The 14,949-nt window shown below is 61.1% G+C and carries 14 protein-coding genes and 2 pseudogenes; 3 read left to right on the top strand and 13 right to left on the bottom strand.

The window, feature by feature from the left end; all coding sequences use genetic code 11:
* Positions 1 to 71: 71 nt before the first annotated feature.
* The 10 genes and pseudogenes from OMP38_RS25235 to OMP38_RS25190 form a co-directional block, all read right to left on the bottom strand.
* Positions 72 to 584: a metallophosphoesterase family protein gene (locus tag OMP38_RS25235; RefSeq protein WP_277567492.1), complete on the bottom strand. Its 513-nt coding sequence runs from the start codon at positions 582 to 584 to the stop codon at positions 72 to 74.
* A gap of 74 nt (positions 585 to 658) precedes the next feature.
* Positions 659 to 2,318: pseudogene (locus OMP38_RS25230) on the bottom strand (glycerol-3-phosphate dehydrogenase/oxidase).
* A gap of 121 nt (positions 2,319 to 2,439) precedes the next feature.
* Positions 2,440 to 3,933: a glycerol kinase GlpK gene (glpK, locus tag OMP38_RS25225; protein ID WP_277567491.1), complete on the bottom strand. Its 1,494-nt coding sequence runs from the start codon at positions 3,931 to 3,933 to the stop codon at positions 2,440 to 2,442.
* Between the two features lie 12 nt (positions 3,934 to 3,945).
* The gene (locus OMP38_RS25220; protein ID WP_277567490.1) at positions 3,946 to 4,512 is read right to left on the bottom strand and encodes a glycerol-3-phosphate responsive antiterminator; all 567 of its coding nucleotides are present in this window, start codon (positions 4,510 to 4,512) and stop codon (positions 3,946 to 3,948) included.
* Between the two features lie 203 nt (positions 4,513 to 4,715).
* Positions 4,716 to 5,708, bottom strand: coding sequence for an NAD(P)/FAD-dependent oxidoreductase (locus OMP38_RS25215; RefSeq protein ID WP_277567489.1), 993 nt, complete (start codon positions 5,706 to 5,708; stop codon positions 4,716 to 4,718).
* On the bottom strand, positions 5,656 to 5,901 hold the full coding sequence (locus OMP38_RS25210; RefSeq protein WP_277567488.1) for an FAD-dependent oxidoreductase: 246 nt from the start codon (positions 5,899 to 5,901) through the stop codon (positions 5,656 to 5,658). The genes OMP38_RS25215 and OMP38_RS25210 overlap by 53 nt, the downstream gene beginning before the upstream one ends.
* Positions 5,882 to 6,649, bottom strand: coding sequence for a methyltransferase domain-containing protein (locus OMP38_RS25205; protein ID WP_277567487.1), 768 nt, complete (start codon positions 6,647 to 6,649; stop codon positions 5,882 to 5,884). The genes OMP38_RS25210 and OMP38_RS25205 overlap by 20 nt, the downstream gene beginning before the upstream one ends.
* Entirely contained in the window at positions 6,642 to 7,847 is a 1,206-nt protein-coding gene (locus OMP38_RS25200; RefSeq protein ID WP_277567486.1) for a type III polyketide synthase, read from the bottom strand. The genes OMP38_RS25205 and OMP38_RS25200 overlap by 8 nt, the downstream gene beginning before the upstream one ends.
* Before the next feature lie 142 nt (positions 7,848 to 7,989).
* Positions 7,990 to 8,193 carry a hypothetical protein gene (locus tag OMP38_RS25195; RefSeq protein ID WP_090115925.1) on the bottom strand — a complete coding sequence of 68 codons (204 nt, stop codon included), beginning with the start codon at positions 8,191 to 8,193 and terminating at the stop codon, positions 7,990 to 7,992.
* 81 nt (positions 8,194 to 8,274) lie between these two features.
* Positions 8,275 to 9,264, bottom strand: coding sequence for a diaminopimelate dehydrogenase (locus tag OMP38_RS25190; RefSeq protein WP_277567485.1), 990 nt, complete (start codon positions 9,262 to 9,264; stop codon positions 8,275 to 8,277).
* A 215-nt stretch (positions 9,265 to 9,479) separates the two neighbouring features.
* Here OMP38_RS25190 and OMP38_RS25185 point away from each other — a divergent pair, with 215 nt between their 5' ends.
* Complete coding sequence (locus tag OMP38_RS25185) at positions 9,480 to 9,656, top strand: sporulation protein Cse60 (RefSeq protein ID WP_477100085.1); 177 nt, start codon at positions 9,480 to 9,482, stop codon at positions 9,654 to 9,656.
* 192 nt (positions 9,657 to 9,848) lie between these two features.
* Positions 9,849 to 10,754 carry a VanZ family protein gene (locus tag OMP38_RS25180; protein ID WP_277567484.1) on the top strand — a complete coding sequence of 302 codons (906 nt, stop codon included), beginning with the start codon at positions 9,849 to 9,851 and terminating at the stop codon, positions 10,752 to 10,754.
* 63 nt (positions 10,755 to 10,817) lie between these two features.
* On the opposite strand, the pseudogene OMP38_RS25175 reads toward OMP38_RS25180, so the two are convergent.
* From OMP38_RS25175 to OMP38_RS25165, 3 genes and pseudogenes are all read right to left on the bottom strand, one after another.
* Positions 10,818 to 12,367 (bottom strand): annotated as a pseudogene (locus OMP38_RS25175) (tetratricopeptide repeat protein).
* Positions 12,368 to 12,415: 48 nt separating this feature from the next.
* Positions 12,416 to 13,210: a Nif3-like dinuclear metal center hexameric protein gene (locus tag OMP38_RS25170; protein WP_277567483.1), complete on the bottom strand. Its 795-nt coding sequence runs from the start codon at positions 13,208 to 13,210 to the stop codon at positions 12,416 to 12,418.
* Between the two features lie 136 nt (positions 13,211 to 13,346).
* Positions 13,347 to 13,952: a TetR/AcrR family transcriptional regulator gene (locus OMP38_RS25165; RefSeq protein ID WP_277567482.1), complete on the bottom strand. Its 606-nt coding sequence runs from the start codon at positions 13,950 to 13,952 to the stop codon at positions 13,347 to 13,349.
* A 171-nt stretch (positions 13,953 to 14,123) separates the two neighbouring features.
* Between OMP38_RS25165 and OMP38_RS25160 the strand changes: the two genes are divergently transcribed.
* Positions 14,124 to 14,885: a glucose 1-dehydrogenase gene (locus OMP38_RS25160; RefSeq protein ID WP_277567481.1), complete on the top strand. Its 762-nt coding sequence runs from the start codon at positions 14,124 to 14,126 to the stop codon at positions 14,883 to 14,885.
* The last annotated feature ends 64 nt before the right edge of the window (positions 14,886 to 14,949 follow it).

Genomic DNA, 14,949 nt, shown 5'->3' with positions numbered 1-14,949 from the left:
GCCAGCCTGCCGCCGTCGTGTGAGAAGAATGGGTCATAACGTCTCCTTTCGCGAGCGATTATAGTCGGGGCTTAGCCTTTGTCCGGGTAAAAGACATGTCTTGCGCTTAGCTTGCCGTCGACGGCTTCCATGATGCCGAACGAAAATTGCGCTTGCCTCCGTTTGTCGGTCGGCGAGCCCGGGTTAAAAATCAGCATGCCGCTCTTGGCGTCTCGCCGCAGCACGGGGATATGCGAATGTCCGTAGACGATCGCATCCGGCCGTTCCTCCTTGAAGGCCGCTACCGCGTGCGCTTCCGTCTTGGTTCGGAGCGCGGCCCCGTGCCCGTGAACGATGCCGATCCGGCAGCCGCCCAGCGTCAACAGCTTGCGCATGCCGAACTTGGCCGCGATCTCCGGTCCGTCGTTGTTCCCGATGACGCCGTAAACCGGGGCATACGCGGCCAACGCTTCGTATACGGCAAGGCGAGTCCAGTCGCCGGCATGAATGATCGCCTCTGCGTCCGCCAGCTCATGCCGCAGCACCGTCGGCAGCCGCTTGCTCATTCTGGGCATATGGGTATCCGACACGACCACGATCTTCATGCGCGATTCCTCGCTTTGCCTAATAGTCGGTTCAATTAATCTTACCCTAGCCGGCGCCGTTCATGAAAGATGATTTAGATTTCGGATGCGGCCTTCAGTTCCCGCTCCAACTCTTCCGCGTATTCGGCCCGCTGCGCTTCGGTATATTGAAGGGCGTCCGCCATGCAGGCGATGACCGCCGCATGATTCCGCCTGACCCAGCCGATGTCGAAAAACAGCGCGCCCGTCCGCCTGATCAGAAAATCGGCGGGCTTCGCCGCCATCTCCTCTTCGATCGCATACATGAGCATGCCGTAGTCCTCGTCGGATAGATCGGCGCCGCCGCCTGCGGCCGGCCGCTTGGCGATGCGCTCGAACACGGCTTTCGCGTTCGATCCGTACCGGCTCGCGATCCGCTGCGCCGCCGCGGTCGTCAGACCGGCCGCTTCGCCGGCTGCCGCAGCTCTTTTCGCGTACTGCGCGAAACTTTCGGAGCCGCCGACGTCGCCGCCGGAGATCGGCAGCTCTCTTGTCGCGCAAGGACCGAAAGTTCCGCGGCCGTCGGCGCGAAGCAATGCCGCCAAGCGGTCGACGACCGTCTCGGCCATTTTGCGGTAGCCGGTGAGCTTCCCTCCGGCGATCGTGATCAAGCCGGACGGCGACACGAAGATCTCGTCGCGGCGCGATACTTCCGAGGGCGACTTCCCCTCCTCGTAGATGAGCGGCCGCAGGCCGGCCCAGCTCGATTCGATGTCCCGTTCGCCGAGGCGCAAGTACGGGAACATGCCGTTGCAAGCGTTTAGCAGGTAATCCCGATCTTCCCGCGTCGCTCTCGGCTGCGCCGTATCCCCGGAATAATCGGTATCCGTCGTTCCGACGTACGTCTTGCCGTCGCGCGGGATCGCGAACACCATCCGTCCGTCCGGCGTGTCGAAGTAGATCGCCTGACGAAGCGGGAAGCGGCTGCCGTCGAAGACGAGATGGACCCCTTTGGTCAGCCGAAGGGTCTTGCCTTTCTTGGACCGGTCCAGCTCACGCAGCGTGTCGACCCATGGGCCTGTCGCATTGACGATCTGGCGTGCCCGGATTCGATACTCGCCTCCGCCGATCAGGTCGCGGGCAGCCACCCCTGTCGCCTTGCCTTTTTCGTCGTAAAGAAACTGTTCGGCTTTCGCGTAGTTGACGGCAATCGCCCCGGATTCGACCGCCCTCTTCAGCACCTCGATCGTAAGTCGCGCATCGTCCGTCCGGTATTCTACGTATGAACCGCCGCCGCGCATGCCTTCCTTTTTCAACAGCGGCTCGAGCGCCAGCGTGTCCGCCGGGCTCAGCATCCGGCGCCGTTCGTCTCGCTTTACGCCGGCCAGGAAATCGTAGAGGCGCAGTCCAAACGACGTGCTCAGCCTGCCGAACGTACCGCCCTTATAGAAAGGCAGCAGCATCCGTTCCGGCGTCGTGACGTGCGGGCCGTTCTCGTAGACGATGGCCCGTTCTTTGCCTACCTCTGCGACCATTTTGACCTCGAACTGCTTGAGGTATCGCAGGCCGCCGTGCACCAATTTCGTCGAACGGCTCGAAGTCCCTGCCGCGAAATCCTGCATTTCGATGAGCGCGGCCTTCATCCCTCTCCGCTGCGCGTCCAACGCGATGCCGGCCCCCCGTAATTCCGCCGCCGACGACCAACACGTCGAACACGTCTTTTTCCATCTCCTCCAGCTTGGCCAGCCGGCTCGTCGCCGCAAATTCGTTTGTCATGTGTATGCCCTTCTTTCGTTTGTCTCGAATGCAATAAAACCACGATGATGCAGACCGCGCCTGGTGGCGCGACCGATATCGTGGTTTCTCCTGATCTCCGACCGGATATGAACTTGTCGTTTTATTTGAAAGCCATGGCGGCCCGAACCGCCTTCTGCCAGCCCGCGTACAGCCGCTCCCGCTCCTCGTCCCGCATGACGGGCTTGAACGAACGGTCGAGCCTCCAGCTGTCCGCGATGTCCTGTTTGCTCTGCCAGTAGCCGACCGCAAGCCCCGCCAGATAAGCCGCCCCGAGCGCCGTCGTCTCGCCGACGGACGGGCGCTCGACCTCCGCGCCGAGCAGGTCGCTTTGGAACTGCATGAGCAGGCCGTTGGCGACCGCCCCGCCGTCGACCCGCAGCCGCCGCAGCGGGAGGCCCGAATCCTCGATCATCGCGTCCAGCACGTCCTTGCTCTGATAGGCGAGCGACTCGAGCGTCGCGCGGATAAAGTGTTCCTTGGTCGTCCCCCGCGTCAAGCCGAAGATCGCGCCCCGGACGTCGCTGTCCCAATACGGCGTCCCCATGCCGACGAACGCCGGGACGACGTAGACGCCCTCGGACGAATCGATCCGCGCGGCATAAGTCTCGCTGTCCGCCGAAGACTTCAGCATGCGAAGGCCGTCCCGCAGCCATTGAAGCGCCGAGCCCGCGACGAAAACGCTGCCTTCGAGCGCGTATTCCACCTTGCCCTCAAGTCCCCAAGCGATCGTGGTCAGCAGCCCGTGCTTGGACGCGACCGCATCCGCGCCCGTATTCATGAGCATGAAGCACCCGGTGCCGTACGTATTTTTGACCATGCCCTTTTCGAAGCAAGCTTGCCCGAACAAAGCGGCCTGCTGGTCGCCCGCGATCCCCGCGATCGGAATGTTGCGGCCGAAGAAGTGATGGTCCACCGTATGCGCGTATACTTCGGAGGACGATCGCACCTCGGGCAGCATCGATCGCGGCACCTCCAGAATCTCCAGCAGCTCGTCGTCCCATTCGAGCGAATGGATATTGAAGAGCAGCGTGCGTGAAGCGTTGGAGTAATCGGTGACGTGCGTCTTGCCGCCGCTCATTTTCCAGACGAGCCACGTGTCGATCGTGCCGAACAGCAGGTCGCCGCGCGCCGCCATCTCCCTTGCGCCCTCCACGTGATCGAGCAACCACTTCGCCTTCGTTCCGGAAAAGTACGCATCGACGAGCAGGCCCGTCTTTTGCCGGAACAGGCCATCAAGCCCTCGTTGTCTCAGCGCCTCGCAAATATCGTTGGTCTGTCTGGACTGCCACACGATCGCGCGATGAATCGGACGCCCCGAATGGCGGTCCCATATGACCGTCGTCTCGCGCTGATTGGTGATGCCGATCGCATCGATCTGCTCCGGCCGGATGTCCGCGTCAGTCAGCACGCGCGCGATGACGCCCAGCACGGACAGCCAGATCTCGTTGGCGTCGTGCTCGACCCAACCGGGCTTGGGGAAGTACTGCTTGATCTCCTGCTGCGCCGCGGCGACGGCATGGCCCGCTTTGTCGAAAATAATCGCGCGGGAGCTCGTCGTCCCTTGATCAAGCGCTAAAATATAGCGATTTTCCATATACGCGCCCCCCTATCGTAATCCGTTTTCGTAATGCTTCCATAGTTCGATGTTAGACGTCGTGACCGCGGATGCGCCCGCCGCTAGCGCCTGCTCCACATCGTTCACGGTGCGGATGAGGCCGCCGGCAAAAACGGGAATGCCCGTGCGTTCGTGCACCTCGGCGATCATATGCGGGATCACGCCGGGCAGCACCTCGATATAGTCGGGCTTCGTCCGTTCGAACATCGCATAGCTCTTCTCGAGCGCGTTGGTGTCGAGCAGGAACAGCCGCTGGATCGCCAGAAGCTTGTTCTGCTTGGTCTTGGCGATGACGCTCGCCCGGGTCGAGACGATGCCGGCGGGCCTAGCGATCTGGCAGATGAATTCGGCCGCGTATTCGTCGTTTTTGAGCCCTTCGATCAGATCCGCGTGCACGATCGGCTTCTTGCCGTTCGACTTCGCGAGCTGAACGATCGGCTGCAGCTGCGCGACGTGCATGTCGAGCAGCACGATGTACTCGTACGGCAGCCGGATCAGCTTCTCCAGATCCTTCACCTTGCGCGCAGCGGGAAGTATGCGCTGACGGCTGAATGGCATGGACTGCCCCTCCGTTCTGTATTTGTATGCAAAGAAAAAGGAGATCGCGAACTCGTCCCGTGAGGGACCTGAGTCGCGTGCTCTCCTTTTCTCCGCCGCGCTTATGAACTTGACACGATTATATTACAGGATGCATGCGGCGTCTACCCCGATGTTTGAAGTGGCGGACGGCGCTGCGCGCGCGTTCGGCGATCGCGCTGCGTTCATGCTTGCGACTGCGGCCCGAGCCGCGTCGCGCGCACGAGCCGGCGGCCGAGCGACGGCATGCAGCGCGCCGCGGTCAGCGCGATACGCCCGAGAAGCGGCCTGCCGGCCGCGCGCTGAAGCAGGTTCCCCCAGCGCAGCGGGCCGCTGAACGCGCCGCGAATCGCCCGGGCATAGTCTTCCTCCCATTCGGAGAGGGACAGCTCTCCGCAAAGGTAGCGCTCGGCGGACGTCGCGCACAGCTGCGCGGCGCGAAGCGCCATCGACATGCCGTCCCCGCACAGCGGCGGGATCGTCGCGCACGCGTCGCCGACGAGCGGGATGCCGTCCCAAGGGACCGGCCTCGCATAAAGCCGTACGGGCGCGACTGCGGCTTGCGTGCCCGGTACGGGCGTCGCGCCGGCCAACCGCCTGTCGAGCGCAGGGCTGCGAGCCCGCGCAAGCTCGAGCCAACCCGGCACGGCGGTCGGCGCAGCCCGGACCGCGCGCCTGTCGAGCAGCGCGGCGGCGTTCATGATGCCGTTGCCTGCGGGCGATAAGCCCAGATAGCCCCCTTCGAAAAAGTAGAGCTCCACTTCGTCAGCGGCTTCGATGCCGGCATAGTGCATTTTGACGCCTAAGTAAGGCGAGATTGCAGGCTTAGACGTCCGCTTCGCGCCGATCATGCCGGGCGCGCGGCCGCCGCCGCCCCATGCGCCGACGACGGCGCGCGCTTGCACGGTATGCGCGCAGCCGCCGCGCACGATGTCCAGCGCGTAACCGTCCGATTCGCGCCTTATCGATGCGACGGTCGTCCCCGTCGCGATCTCGGCGCCGGCAAGGCGGGCTTCGCGGTGAAGCGCCTCGTCGAGGACATCGCGGCCGATCCCCCAGGCCAAACCGGGCAGCGGGATGCGCAGCGGACCGCTGCCGAAGGCATGGATCCGCGTCGCGCGGATTTCAGCCGGTCCGAGCGTCCGGATCGCCGGCGCGAAGCCGAGATCGGTCAACATGCCGATCGACTCCGGCGACAGAAATTCCCCCGCACGCCTTGTGCCGGGGAAAACGCTTCCTGTCGATCAGCAGCACCTTCCGCCCGCGGTCCGCGAGCGACTTGGCGAGTCCGCTTCCGGCAATGCCCGCGCCGATAATCGCCACGTCCGTCGCTTCGTAAGATAAGGAGGCGCTATCTTTGATCTCGCTCAAACGAACCCGCCTCCTTTCCGTCCGGGCCCGTCCATAAACCGTCCGCCTTCGGCACCGTAACGACGTACCGGAACAAAGGCCGCCAGCTATAGGAGAACCCGCTCTCGTCCAACTGTACGCGCAGCCGTTCCCAGTCCGCGGCCCGAAAGCCCTTCGCGACCGACAGCGGCCCGTCGTTCACGACGTACCGGTTGCCCGATACGAGTCTCGCCGCCAGCCATACTGCGGTCCAAGCGAGCCAGTGGCGGTGGATATCCTGAATGACGATGCCCCATTTGGATGCCCGCAGCATAGCTCTCGCGACGCCGGGCAGCTCCTCTTCTCCAAAATGATGAACGAACTGGGACGCCGTCACGATGTCCGCAGCCGCTTCCTCCAGCGCGAACAAGTCGCGGCGCATGACGGTTATGCGAGGCTCGCCGGCGTAGAAAGCCCGCGCTTCGGCGCACGCTTCTTCGGTCCGGTCGACGAGCGTGATGCCGATCGCGACGCCTCGCGCGTCGGCCCACCGAAGCAGCGCCGCGTTGACGTCTCCGGCGCCGGCGCCGACGTCGAGTACCGTCAGGCGCTTCGGCCGCCCCGCCTGCTCCCAGAGCCGCGCGACGCCGTACAGCGTCCGGCCGGATGCGGCGAACAGGCGGTTCAGCCTGCGCAAATGCCGGAGCGCTTCGCGCAAATCGGCCCCGCCCTGCGCGAGGTCGTCCATCAGCTCTGGCGCCTTCGCGCGAGCTTCGAACGGCCTAAACATGCGAGGCCAGTCGCGCTTCATCCCTCGGCTCGGATTCGCGCCCGGCGGCGTCGCGCTCCGCCTTCCAATGCATGGCGCTCCGCTCGTCCGGCCGATAGGCGATCGGCAGCAATTCGCAGGACAAGCCCGGCCCGAACGCAAGGCAGACGCCTTCCGTACGCGGGGCGCCTTCCTCGCGTTTGGCTTTCCGGATCGCGTCGAGCACGAACAACAGCGTCGCGGAAGATATGTTGCCGAAGTCGCGCAGCACGCCTCTGCTGTAACGGGTATGCTCGTCCGCCAATCCCAGCTCCGCTTCGAGCGCGTCGATGATGCCTTTTCCGCCAGGATGAATCGCCCAAATGCCCGGCAATGACTCTCGCTCGCCAAGCAAAGCGGCCAGGCGGTTCGGCAAGTAGCGGCCGATCAACGCGGGGATGCGCGAGGACAGATAGAGGTCGAAGCCGTGATCGCCGACCTCCCAGACCATCTCTCCTTCGCCTTCCGGCAGCAGCGCGCTGACCGGCCTTCCAAGTTCGAATGCTTCGCGGCCGCCGACTGTCGAGGCGCCGATCACGCAGGCGGACGCCCCGTCTCCGAAAAAAGACGCGCCGAAGAGCGCCTCCTTCTCGGCGGAAGGCTGAATGTGAAGCGTGCACAGCTCGACGCAGACGACAAGCACGGATGCTTCCGGCTGCCCGCTCACGATATCGCGCGCCATGCCGATCGCTTTGAGTCCGGCAGCGCAGCCGAGGAAGGTCAGCGGAATCCGATTGACCGTATCCCTTAATCCGAGCTGCTTCGCGATCACGGTATCAAGCCCCGGCAGAAACTGACCGGTGCAGCTGACCGTCACCAGATGCGTCAGCTCCGAAGGCGATACGCGCGCGTCGGCGAGCGCCGCCGATGCCGCGCGGAGCGCGATCGGTACGGACGCCTCCTTATAGGTCGCCATGCGATGCGAGGTCGCTGGCACAGGGAGTCCCGACAGCTGGGCGAAATATCGGTTGCTTGCCGCCGACTCCAGCAGCGCAGGCTCGCAGGTATAGCGGGTTTGCACGCCGCATTGCTTGAACAGGCGTCTGGCCCACCGGGCCGCGTCGGGCGTCTCTTGCAGGGCTTCGGCCAAGCGTTGAGCCGTGTCCAACTGGTCCAGCTTGTGCGGCGGCACTGCGGTTCCGATGCCGAGCATCGCGATCGTCGGCGCTATAGTTTCCATCTTACGTTCCAACCCCTTTGCGTTCGGATTTCGCGAGACAAGCCGCTATCCTTCACTTTATTCCGGGAGGCATCCGAATATGTGAACGCGCCGCCGCAGCGCAAAAAAAAAGCCGCGCAACGCGCGGCCCGCTAAACAAAGGCTATCGGTTCAACGCATAAATCAGCACGGCGACGATCACGACCGTACAGACGACGTAAATCCAGCTCAGGTTCGCCCATTTCTTGCCCGTCTGGCGGAAATAGTCCGGGTTGCCTTCTTTGTTCGTCCTCGATTGCCCGATCGCGATCGTCGCCGCGAAGCCGGCGACCATCACGACGACGACTAAAATAATCGGTAGTGTCATACTCGCTCTCCATTAATCGCAGGTTGCCCATATTATAGCAAATCCATCCTTAAGCCGCGATCATAACGGCGCTAATCGGCTTTACAGCAAGCGTTCGCGCAGCGCATCGGCGGCATGAGGAGACAGGTGGCCGAGCGGAATGTCGAATACGGTCTTCGCACCGCAGGCGCCTTCGCGAGACAACCGAGCGGCCGCGCGCGCATAAGCGACCAGTACGCTGGCGGTAAACTCGGGATTGCTGCCCAGCTTGAGGCCGAATTCGATCAGTTGCTGCGTTCCTTCGCCCGTCACGCCGCTGCGGAGGACGAATCCGCCGTGCGGCATGCCGCTATGCTCCGCCTTCAGCTGCTCATCGGTAATAAATTCGACCGTCGTGTCGTAGTCCGCAAAGTAATTGGGCATCTCTTTGATCTCGCGCGCGATGGCGGCCGTGTCCGCTCCCGGCTCAGCGACGACGTAACACAGCCGTTCATGCTTGTCCCGCGTCGCGAATTCCGGATTTTCCCCGCCGCGTACGCTTGCGATCGCGCTGCCGACGGGAATCGTATATTGAACGCCCGCTTTGACGCCCGGCACCCGTCTGATTGCGTCCGAGTGCCCTTGGCTGACGCCTTTCCCCCAGAACGTATATTCCTTGCCCTGCGGCAAAATCGCTTCAGCCAGCAAGCGATTCATCGAAAACAATCCAGGGTCCCAGCCCGTCGAAATGACGCTGACGTTCCCGCCCTGACGCGCCGCCTCGTCGACCGCGCGATAAAACTCGGGAATCTTCGCATGCGTATCGAAGCTGTCGACCGTATTGAACCGGGCGGCAACCATCGGGGTCTGCTCAGGCAAATCCGTCGCCGAGCCCCCGCAAAGGATCATCACGTCGATCTCTCCTTTAAAGCGTTCAATATCGGAGATCGATTCGAATCTCGTATTTACGTTCGTTTCCGCGCTCATCCGGGCGGCATCGCGCCGCGTGAAAATCGCGATGAGCTCCATATCCTCGTTTTGACCGATGGCCTTATGTACGCCGCGGCCCAGGTTGCCGTAGCCGACGATTCCGATCCTGATTTTGGACGACATGATCGTTTCCCCCTTAGCGAATATCCACAAAAGTATAACTCACATGGGATGTAACTTGCAAAGCCCGAATTTTCAACGCCGATCGCTGACATGATTCTTTCATGATAACCAAAACGCCAAATCCTGAGCGAGGGTGGACACGGAGATTTTTTGTGCTATGATGAGACGAAGATCCCTCAACACACCTTGAATAGGAGAGGTCAAGCTTGATCCAAGTGAAGGAATTCCTAGATACCGAATACTCGCTCGCAGAAAAAAGAGCCAACGAATTTTTGGCCGGCTTGGAAGAAGAACAGGTGGTCAACGTTCTTTACGGCTCCTATGCCAAGTCGCAGACGCAGGGCCTCGTTCATCAGCGCGCTTCGATTTTAATCGTGTACAAAACGAAATAAACGCGGACATGGATCCTTCGGCGTCTTCCGAAGAGCGCTGGGTGAACATGAAAAACAGCCTTGGGCGCACTTCCGCTCAAGGCTGTTTTTTCATGCGCCTTCCTACTACGGCTGCCGGCGTACTGCACCGCCATGTTCGTCTTCGGCACCGTGTATGTATGCCCGATAACAACTTTCCAAAGGAGTATGCCATTGAAGCCGGAAAAAAGAAAAATCGTCGCGGCAGCCGCCGTGCTGTACGCATTGTTCGTTTTGTATTTTATGTTCCTCGCGTTCAACAGGACGGGCCGCGCGGGGGGCGACATCGGTTATACGTTCATGTTCGTGCCGGAGACCGTTCCTCTGCGGTTCCCGAAGCCCACTTTTATGTGGTTGTTCGGCTTCGGGAACGTCGCGGCCTATATCCCCTTCGGCATCGTGATTCCTTATTTATACCGCTGGTCCTTCGCAAGATTCGCCGCTAGCTTTTTGCTGGCCATTACGCTTCTGGAGACGCTGCAGGGGCTGACGCGCCTCGGCTCCTTCGACGTGGACGACATTATTTCCAACACTTTGGGCGCCAGCATCGGTTATGCCGCCTGGCGGATCGGTTCCGCGTCCGGTCGCCCCGCCCGCAAATGCGCGGTGATCGTCTTGAGCGCGATGGCGCTGCTTGTCGGCGCTACGTTCGCATCGGAAGGATTGAAAGCGGCCCTTCAGACGAAAGAAGGCGCCTTCCAACCAATCAACCTTTCGGAAGGAGCGAACGTTTCCGCTGCAGGGCGCGTCCCCGCCTTCGCCGTCGGCGGACAACCCGTCACGCCTCTGTACAATGCTTACGTCGCCGGTACAAGCTCGTCTTACACGTTTCGGTTGGGTCATCTGAAGAACGTACGCTTTTACGCGAATTACGGAATTCCGGATCGCTTGGCTCATGAGGGGCGCGTATCGCTCTTCGCCGACGGTGCGCCGTTCGCCGAATTCAGCGGCGAGTACGTGTCCGGCATGGAAACGATCATCGTCCCTTTCGATCGGATCGACGAGCTCCGGATCGTCATCGAAGGAAACGCGGCGATCTGGGATGTCGGTTATCGCAAAATGGTACATTGGTGGGAATAAAACGTGTCCCCGCAGAGAGCCGACAAGGATCCTTCCGCGCTTCTCTGCGCACTAACTCCATCCCTAGCCTAAGGCTTCAAGGAGCTTGATCGCCTCCTCATGGTCGGGCTCAAGCTCCAGCGCCCGGTGCAGGTACGCTTTTGCCTCTTCCTCCTGCTCCATTTCCAGGCTGCAAATCGCCAGGCAGAAGTACACCGTCGAGACGGGATCGTCGTCGGCCTGCGCCGAAGCGTCGAGCAGCGGTTTAGCGTCCGCGTACATGTCCATCTCGAACAGGATCAGCCCGGCGTCGAGCGCGAGATCGTAGCGCTGCGGCATGATATAAAAGGACGTCCACATCCGAAGAATGCCGCCGCGCAGATCCAGCTTCTCTTCGTCGTTGGCGCCCTCGAGAAGGCTGGATATCCGCTTGGCGGTCTGAATGAACCATTCCGCGTCGTAGCCCCCGAGCCGCCAGAACGCGAGGATTTGCTGAAGCCGCATCTTGTCGATCTCGCGGTCGGCCCACAGCTTTAAGCTGAAGAAATCGTCCGGGCCGAACCGCGCGACGCTCTTGCGGTAGGCGAGCCTCGTATTCGCGTAGCGCTGCGGCGAATCCAGCATGAGGATGCACGCCACGTTGATGTTGTTGTAATGGTGGTCGGTGAAAAGCGCTTCCGCGCCCCTGCTCTCGAAAACGTGCCGGACCGCGTGGTAATTGGCCGTCAACGAGATGCTGCCATGGTGAACGAGCTGCGGCGGCTCCGCGAAGCGCCAGTTGTCCAGCCGATGATCGCCCTTATCCGCCGTGATCATCGCGAAGCCGGCGCGAGACAGCCGACCGAGCCGCTCCAGGCATCGCAAGCCGATCTCGGGAAATAGCACGTGCGAATCCTCAAGCTCGCGCTGATACAGCGAGATGACTTCGCGGTACGGGTATTGCGCGTCCTCGAACCGCGGCGCCCGCCGGTGCTCGTAGGACAGCGTCAATCGCTTGAGCTGCTCCGACAGCGTCAAGCCCGGTTCGGGATCGGCCTGGCCGACGACGACATCGCAATCGTAGACGAGACCCTCGCCGATGTAGATGAGCTCTTGCGGAATCGCGTCAAAAAAAGTAGTTCGCCACGACAAGCAAAGGCTGGCGAAGCTGTCCCGGCACGATCGTCTCGCCGGAGACGATCAGCTTCAGCTCCGTGTCGCGCTCGGCGTCGAACGTCGCGAGATCGAGCGCCCCCCTCCTCGATGAACGCCGCCAACGCCGGATGCCCGCGCCAGCCTTCCACGTTTTTAAGCGCGAGATCGGTCATGACATAACGCAAGGGCGGCAATGAGATGCCGGCGTACGACTTCAGAAGGGCAAGCTCATGAAGCACATGGTACGCCAGGCGACCCGCGCCGGCGCCCAGTTCGACGAGCGTTACCGTCTCCTCAGTCTCTCCTTGCGCAGCGCGGTCCTGCAAAAAGCCGAAGATCATCTCCGCGTAGGCCGCCCCGATCATCGGATTGCTCGTAATGTATTGCGGGACCTGGTCGTTGTTCCAGGCCTTTAATCCCAATTGCTCGTAATAGGCGCGCTGCAGCTCCCAAAGGGGCGCTTCGCTAAAGCGGTATTTCTGACTTTCGATCGCTGTCATGCCGAGGTAACCTGCTTCCGTCTATTTTATGATTCGGCTTCCCCGCATTTAAATCCGCCGAAGCGCCGAAGGTATTTCCAACAACTCGACCGGCAGCGCGGGAAAAGCGTCGCGCAGCAGCTTGACGACCGTGCGCATGCCTGCTTCTTCGCTCTTCTGATGGCCCAGAATTATCATGGCCTTGCTCAAGCCCATATCCATCGCGTCCCGGACATATTCGTTGGTCTCCCACTCGTTGGTCTCGCCCGCGATCAGAAGATCGATGTCTTTTTCTCTTAAATAAGCCATCTGCGCCCGTCCGCCCGGCGCCCCGACCGCGAGGCCGAATCGGGCGACGGGAAGCTCCGGATTTCCCGCGACCTGCACGCTCGCGATACCGAGCTTGCGCTTCGCTTCTTCGGCGATAGAACGCACGGTGCGACCCGCGTCTTGGGGCAGCGTCAACAGCGTGGGCTCGTCGGGATCGGCATAGGCCTCCCAGCCAAGCGCGCTCAGCATGCCTTCGACGATGCCGTCGGGCTTGTATTCATGGATATAATCGTGAAGCCGGAATATCGATACCCCGGACGACGCGATCAAGGATTGCTTGCGCTCATAGACCGGGTCGCCGCTCAACCAGTCCGTTTCGTCCAAATGATTGAAATAAGTCGGTTCGTGCACGATGATCAGATTGGAACCGGACGCGACCGCGCGTCGAATGACGTCGTACGTGGCCGTGAATGCGACTGAAATGCCACGAACCGCTTCGTCCCGACTGCCGCTCTTGAGCGTATCTACCGTGCCGTCAAGCTCGCCGACCGGCGCCGTCAAAAAATCGAGCACCTGTCCTACGGAAATCGTCATAAAAACCGTCCCCTCTTCGCATCCTATCCGCCATGATTCCGTATTTGTTCTTTGGCATCGTACCACACGCCGGCCGCATGCGCCAAACCGAGTTATACGGCGGACTATAGCTCACGTCATGGTTGGACTTTCGTAGTTAACGTATGCGCGGCCGATCGAGTCCGCGGACCGAGGATGTCGTGATGATCAACATCTGCTTCGCAATTTCTTCCTCCGTTTGACGCAGCCCGTTTTGAAGCCAATTTTTGTAAATGCCGATTGCGCCGCCGATGATCCAATCGATGTAAAGATCGTATTCGATGGATGAAGATAGCATCGTGGCTTTGCGGAACGTTTTGTGAAGCGAAGCGCTCATTTGCTCGTGAAGCCGGTTGGACAGATCGGGCACGCCGTTGGTCAGCAGCATGATGCGGTAAAAATCCGCGTGTTTTTTAATATGCCTCACCGTGCTGGTAATCGTCTGGTATAGCTCGTCCTTGGATGCCAATCCCTTCGCGTCCGCGGGACTTCCTTCGATAATTTCTCCGTATTCGGAAAGCACGTCGTCGACGATCTCGTCGAGCAGCTCTTCTTTCGTCGAGTAATGATCGTAGAAGGTCACCCGGTTAATGCCGGCCGACTTCGCGATTTCATTGGTTTTGATCAGGCTGAACGGCTTTTCCGCCAGCAGCCGGAGCAGCGCGGACTTTAACGCTTTGCGGGACCGGACGACTCTCGTATCGGATTCGTGCGTTCGCGTCATCCGTATCGAATTCCCCTTTCGCGCGATTGCGACGTTGCCGAGATTTTTCCGATTAGACGACACATTCGGGCAAAGTGTACGCCCGGAGCACGTCTCGTTCGTTATTATTATAGGCGACACGATGTCGCCAAACAACAAAGCCTACATAATACTTTCCGGAGGATGATTCGAATGAAGCTGCAGGACAAATCCGTCGTCATTACGGGCGCCGCCTCGGGCATGGGCAAAGCGATGGCCCTGCTGTTCGTACAAGAAGGCGCGAAGGTCGTCGTCGCCGATATTAACGGCGCGGCCGTCGAAGCGGTCGTCGCCGAGATCGCATCGGCAGGCGGTCAGGCCAAGGGCGTCGTCGCCAACGTCTCTAAGGAAGAAGACGTGTCCCTCATGATCGATACGGCCGTGGATACCTTCGGACGCCTTGATGTCCTCGTCAACAATGCCGGCATCATGGACGCCATGATGTCCGCCGAAGCCGTCACCGACGACATGTGGACGCGGGTGATGGATATCAACGTGACGGGACCGATGCGGGCGATTCGCAAAGCGCTTCCCATCATGAAGGCGCAAGGCAAAGGCGTCATCGTCAACACGGCTTCGATCGGCGGGCTTTTCGGCTCCCGCGCAGGCGCGGCCTACACGGCTTCCAAGCATGCCGTGATCGGCTTGACTAAAAACGTCGGCTTCCAATACGGCAAGCTCGGCATCCGCTGCAACGCGATCGCGCCTGGCGCCGTCGCGACCAATATCGGCATCGGCGGCTCGCAGCCGGATCCGTTCGGCCTCGAGCAAGCGATGGCGGGCATGGCGCTGCAGCGCACGGACGTCGGCGATCCGTCCGCGATCGCCTCGGTCGCGTTGTTCCTGGCCTCGGACGATTCGGCTTTCGTCAACGGCACCGTCGTGACGGCTGACGGCGGTTGGTCGGCTTATTGATCTGATCGGACGCGCAGCTCGCAGTTGAATTTAGCCTAAAAAAAGACGCTTCCTTTCCGCGATT

Source organism: Cohnella ginsengisoli (assembly GCF_029525555.1).
GTDB lineage: Bacteria > Bacillota > Bacilli > Paenibacillales > Paenibacillaceae > Cohnella > Cohnella ginsengisoli.
Note: the sequence above shows the minus strand (reverse complement) of the source record. Positions and strands in the feature narration are given on the sequence as shown.

Bases quoted from the DNA above. Each gene is read 5' to 3' on its own strand.
- OMP38_RS25215 (WP_277567489.1), bottom strand. From the start codon at position 5,708: ATGTTGACCGATCTCGGCTTCGCGCCGGCGATCCGGACGCTCGGACCG.
- OMP38_RS25195 (WP_090115925.1), bottom strand. From the start codon at position 8,193: ATGACACTACCGATTATTTTAGTCGTCGTCGTGATGGTCGCCGGCTTC.
- OMP38_RS25165 (WP_277567482.1), bottom strand. From the start codon at position 13,952: ATGACGCGAACGCACGAATCCGATACGAGAGTCGTCCGGTCCCGCAAA.
- OMP38_RS25160 (WP_277567481.1), top strand. From the start codon at position 14,124: ATGAAGCTGCAGGACAAATCCGTCGTCATTACGGGCGCCGCCTCGGGC.
- OMP38_RS25170 (WP_277567483.1), bottom strand. From the start codon at position 13,210: ATGACGATTTCCGTAGGACAGGTGCTCGATTTTTTGACGGCGCCGGTC.
- OMP38_RS25235 (WP_277567492.1), bottom strand. From the start codon at position 584: ATGAAGATCGTGGTCGTGTCGGATACCCATATGCCCAGAATGAGCAAG.
- OMP38_RS25220 (WP_277567490.1), bottom strand. From the start codon at position 4,512: ATGCCATTCAGCCGTCAGCGCATACTTCCCGCTGCGCGCAAGGTGAAG.
- OMP38_RS25200 (WP_277567486.1), bottom strand. From the start codon at position 7,847: ATGGAAACTATAGCGCCGACGATCGCGATGCTCGGCATCGGAACCGCA.
- OMP38_RS25190 (WP_277567485.1), bottom strand. From the start codon at position 9,264: ATGTCGTCCAAAATCAGGATCGGAATCGTCGGCTACGGCAACCTGGGC.
- OMP38_RS25205 (WP_277567487.1), bottom strand. From the start codon at position 6,649: ATGTTTAGGCCGTTCGAAGCTCGCGCGAAGGCGCCAGAGCTGATGGAC.
- glpK (WP_277567491.1), bottom strand. From the start codon at position 3,933: ATGGAAAATCGCTATATTTTAGCGCTTGATCAAGGGACGACGAGCTCC.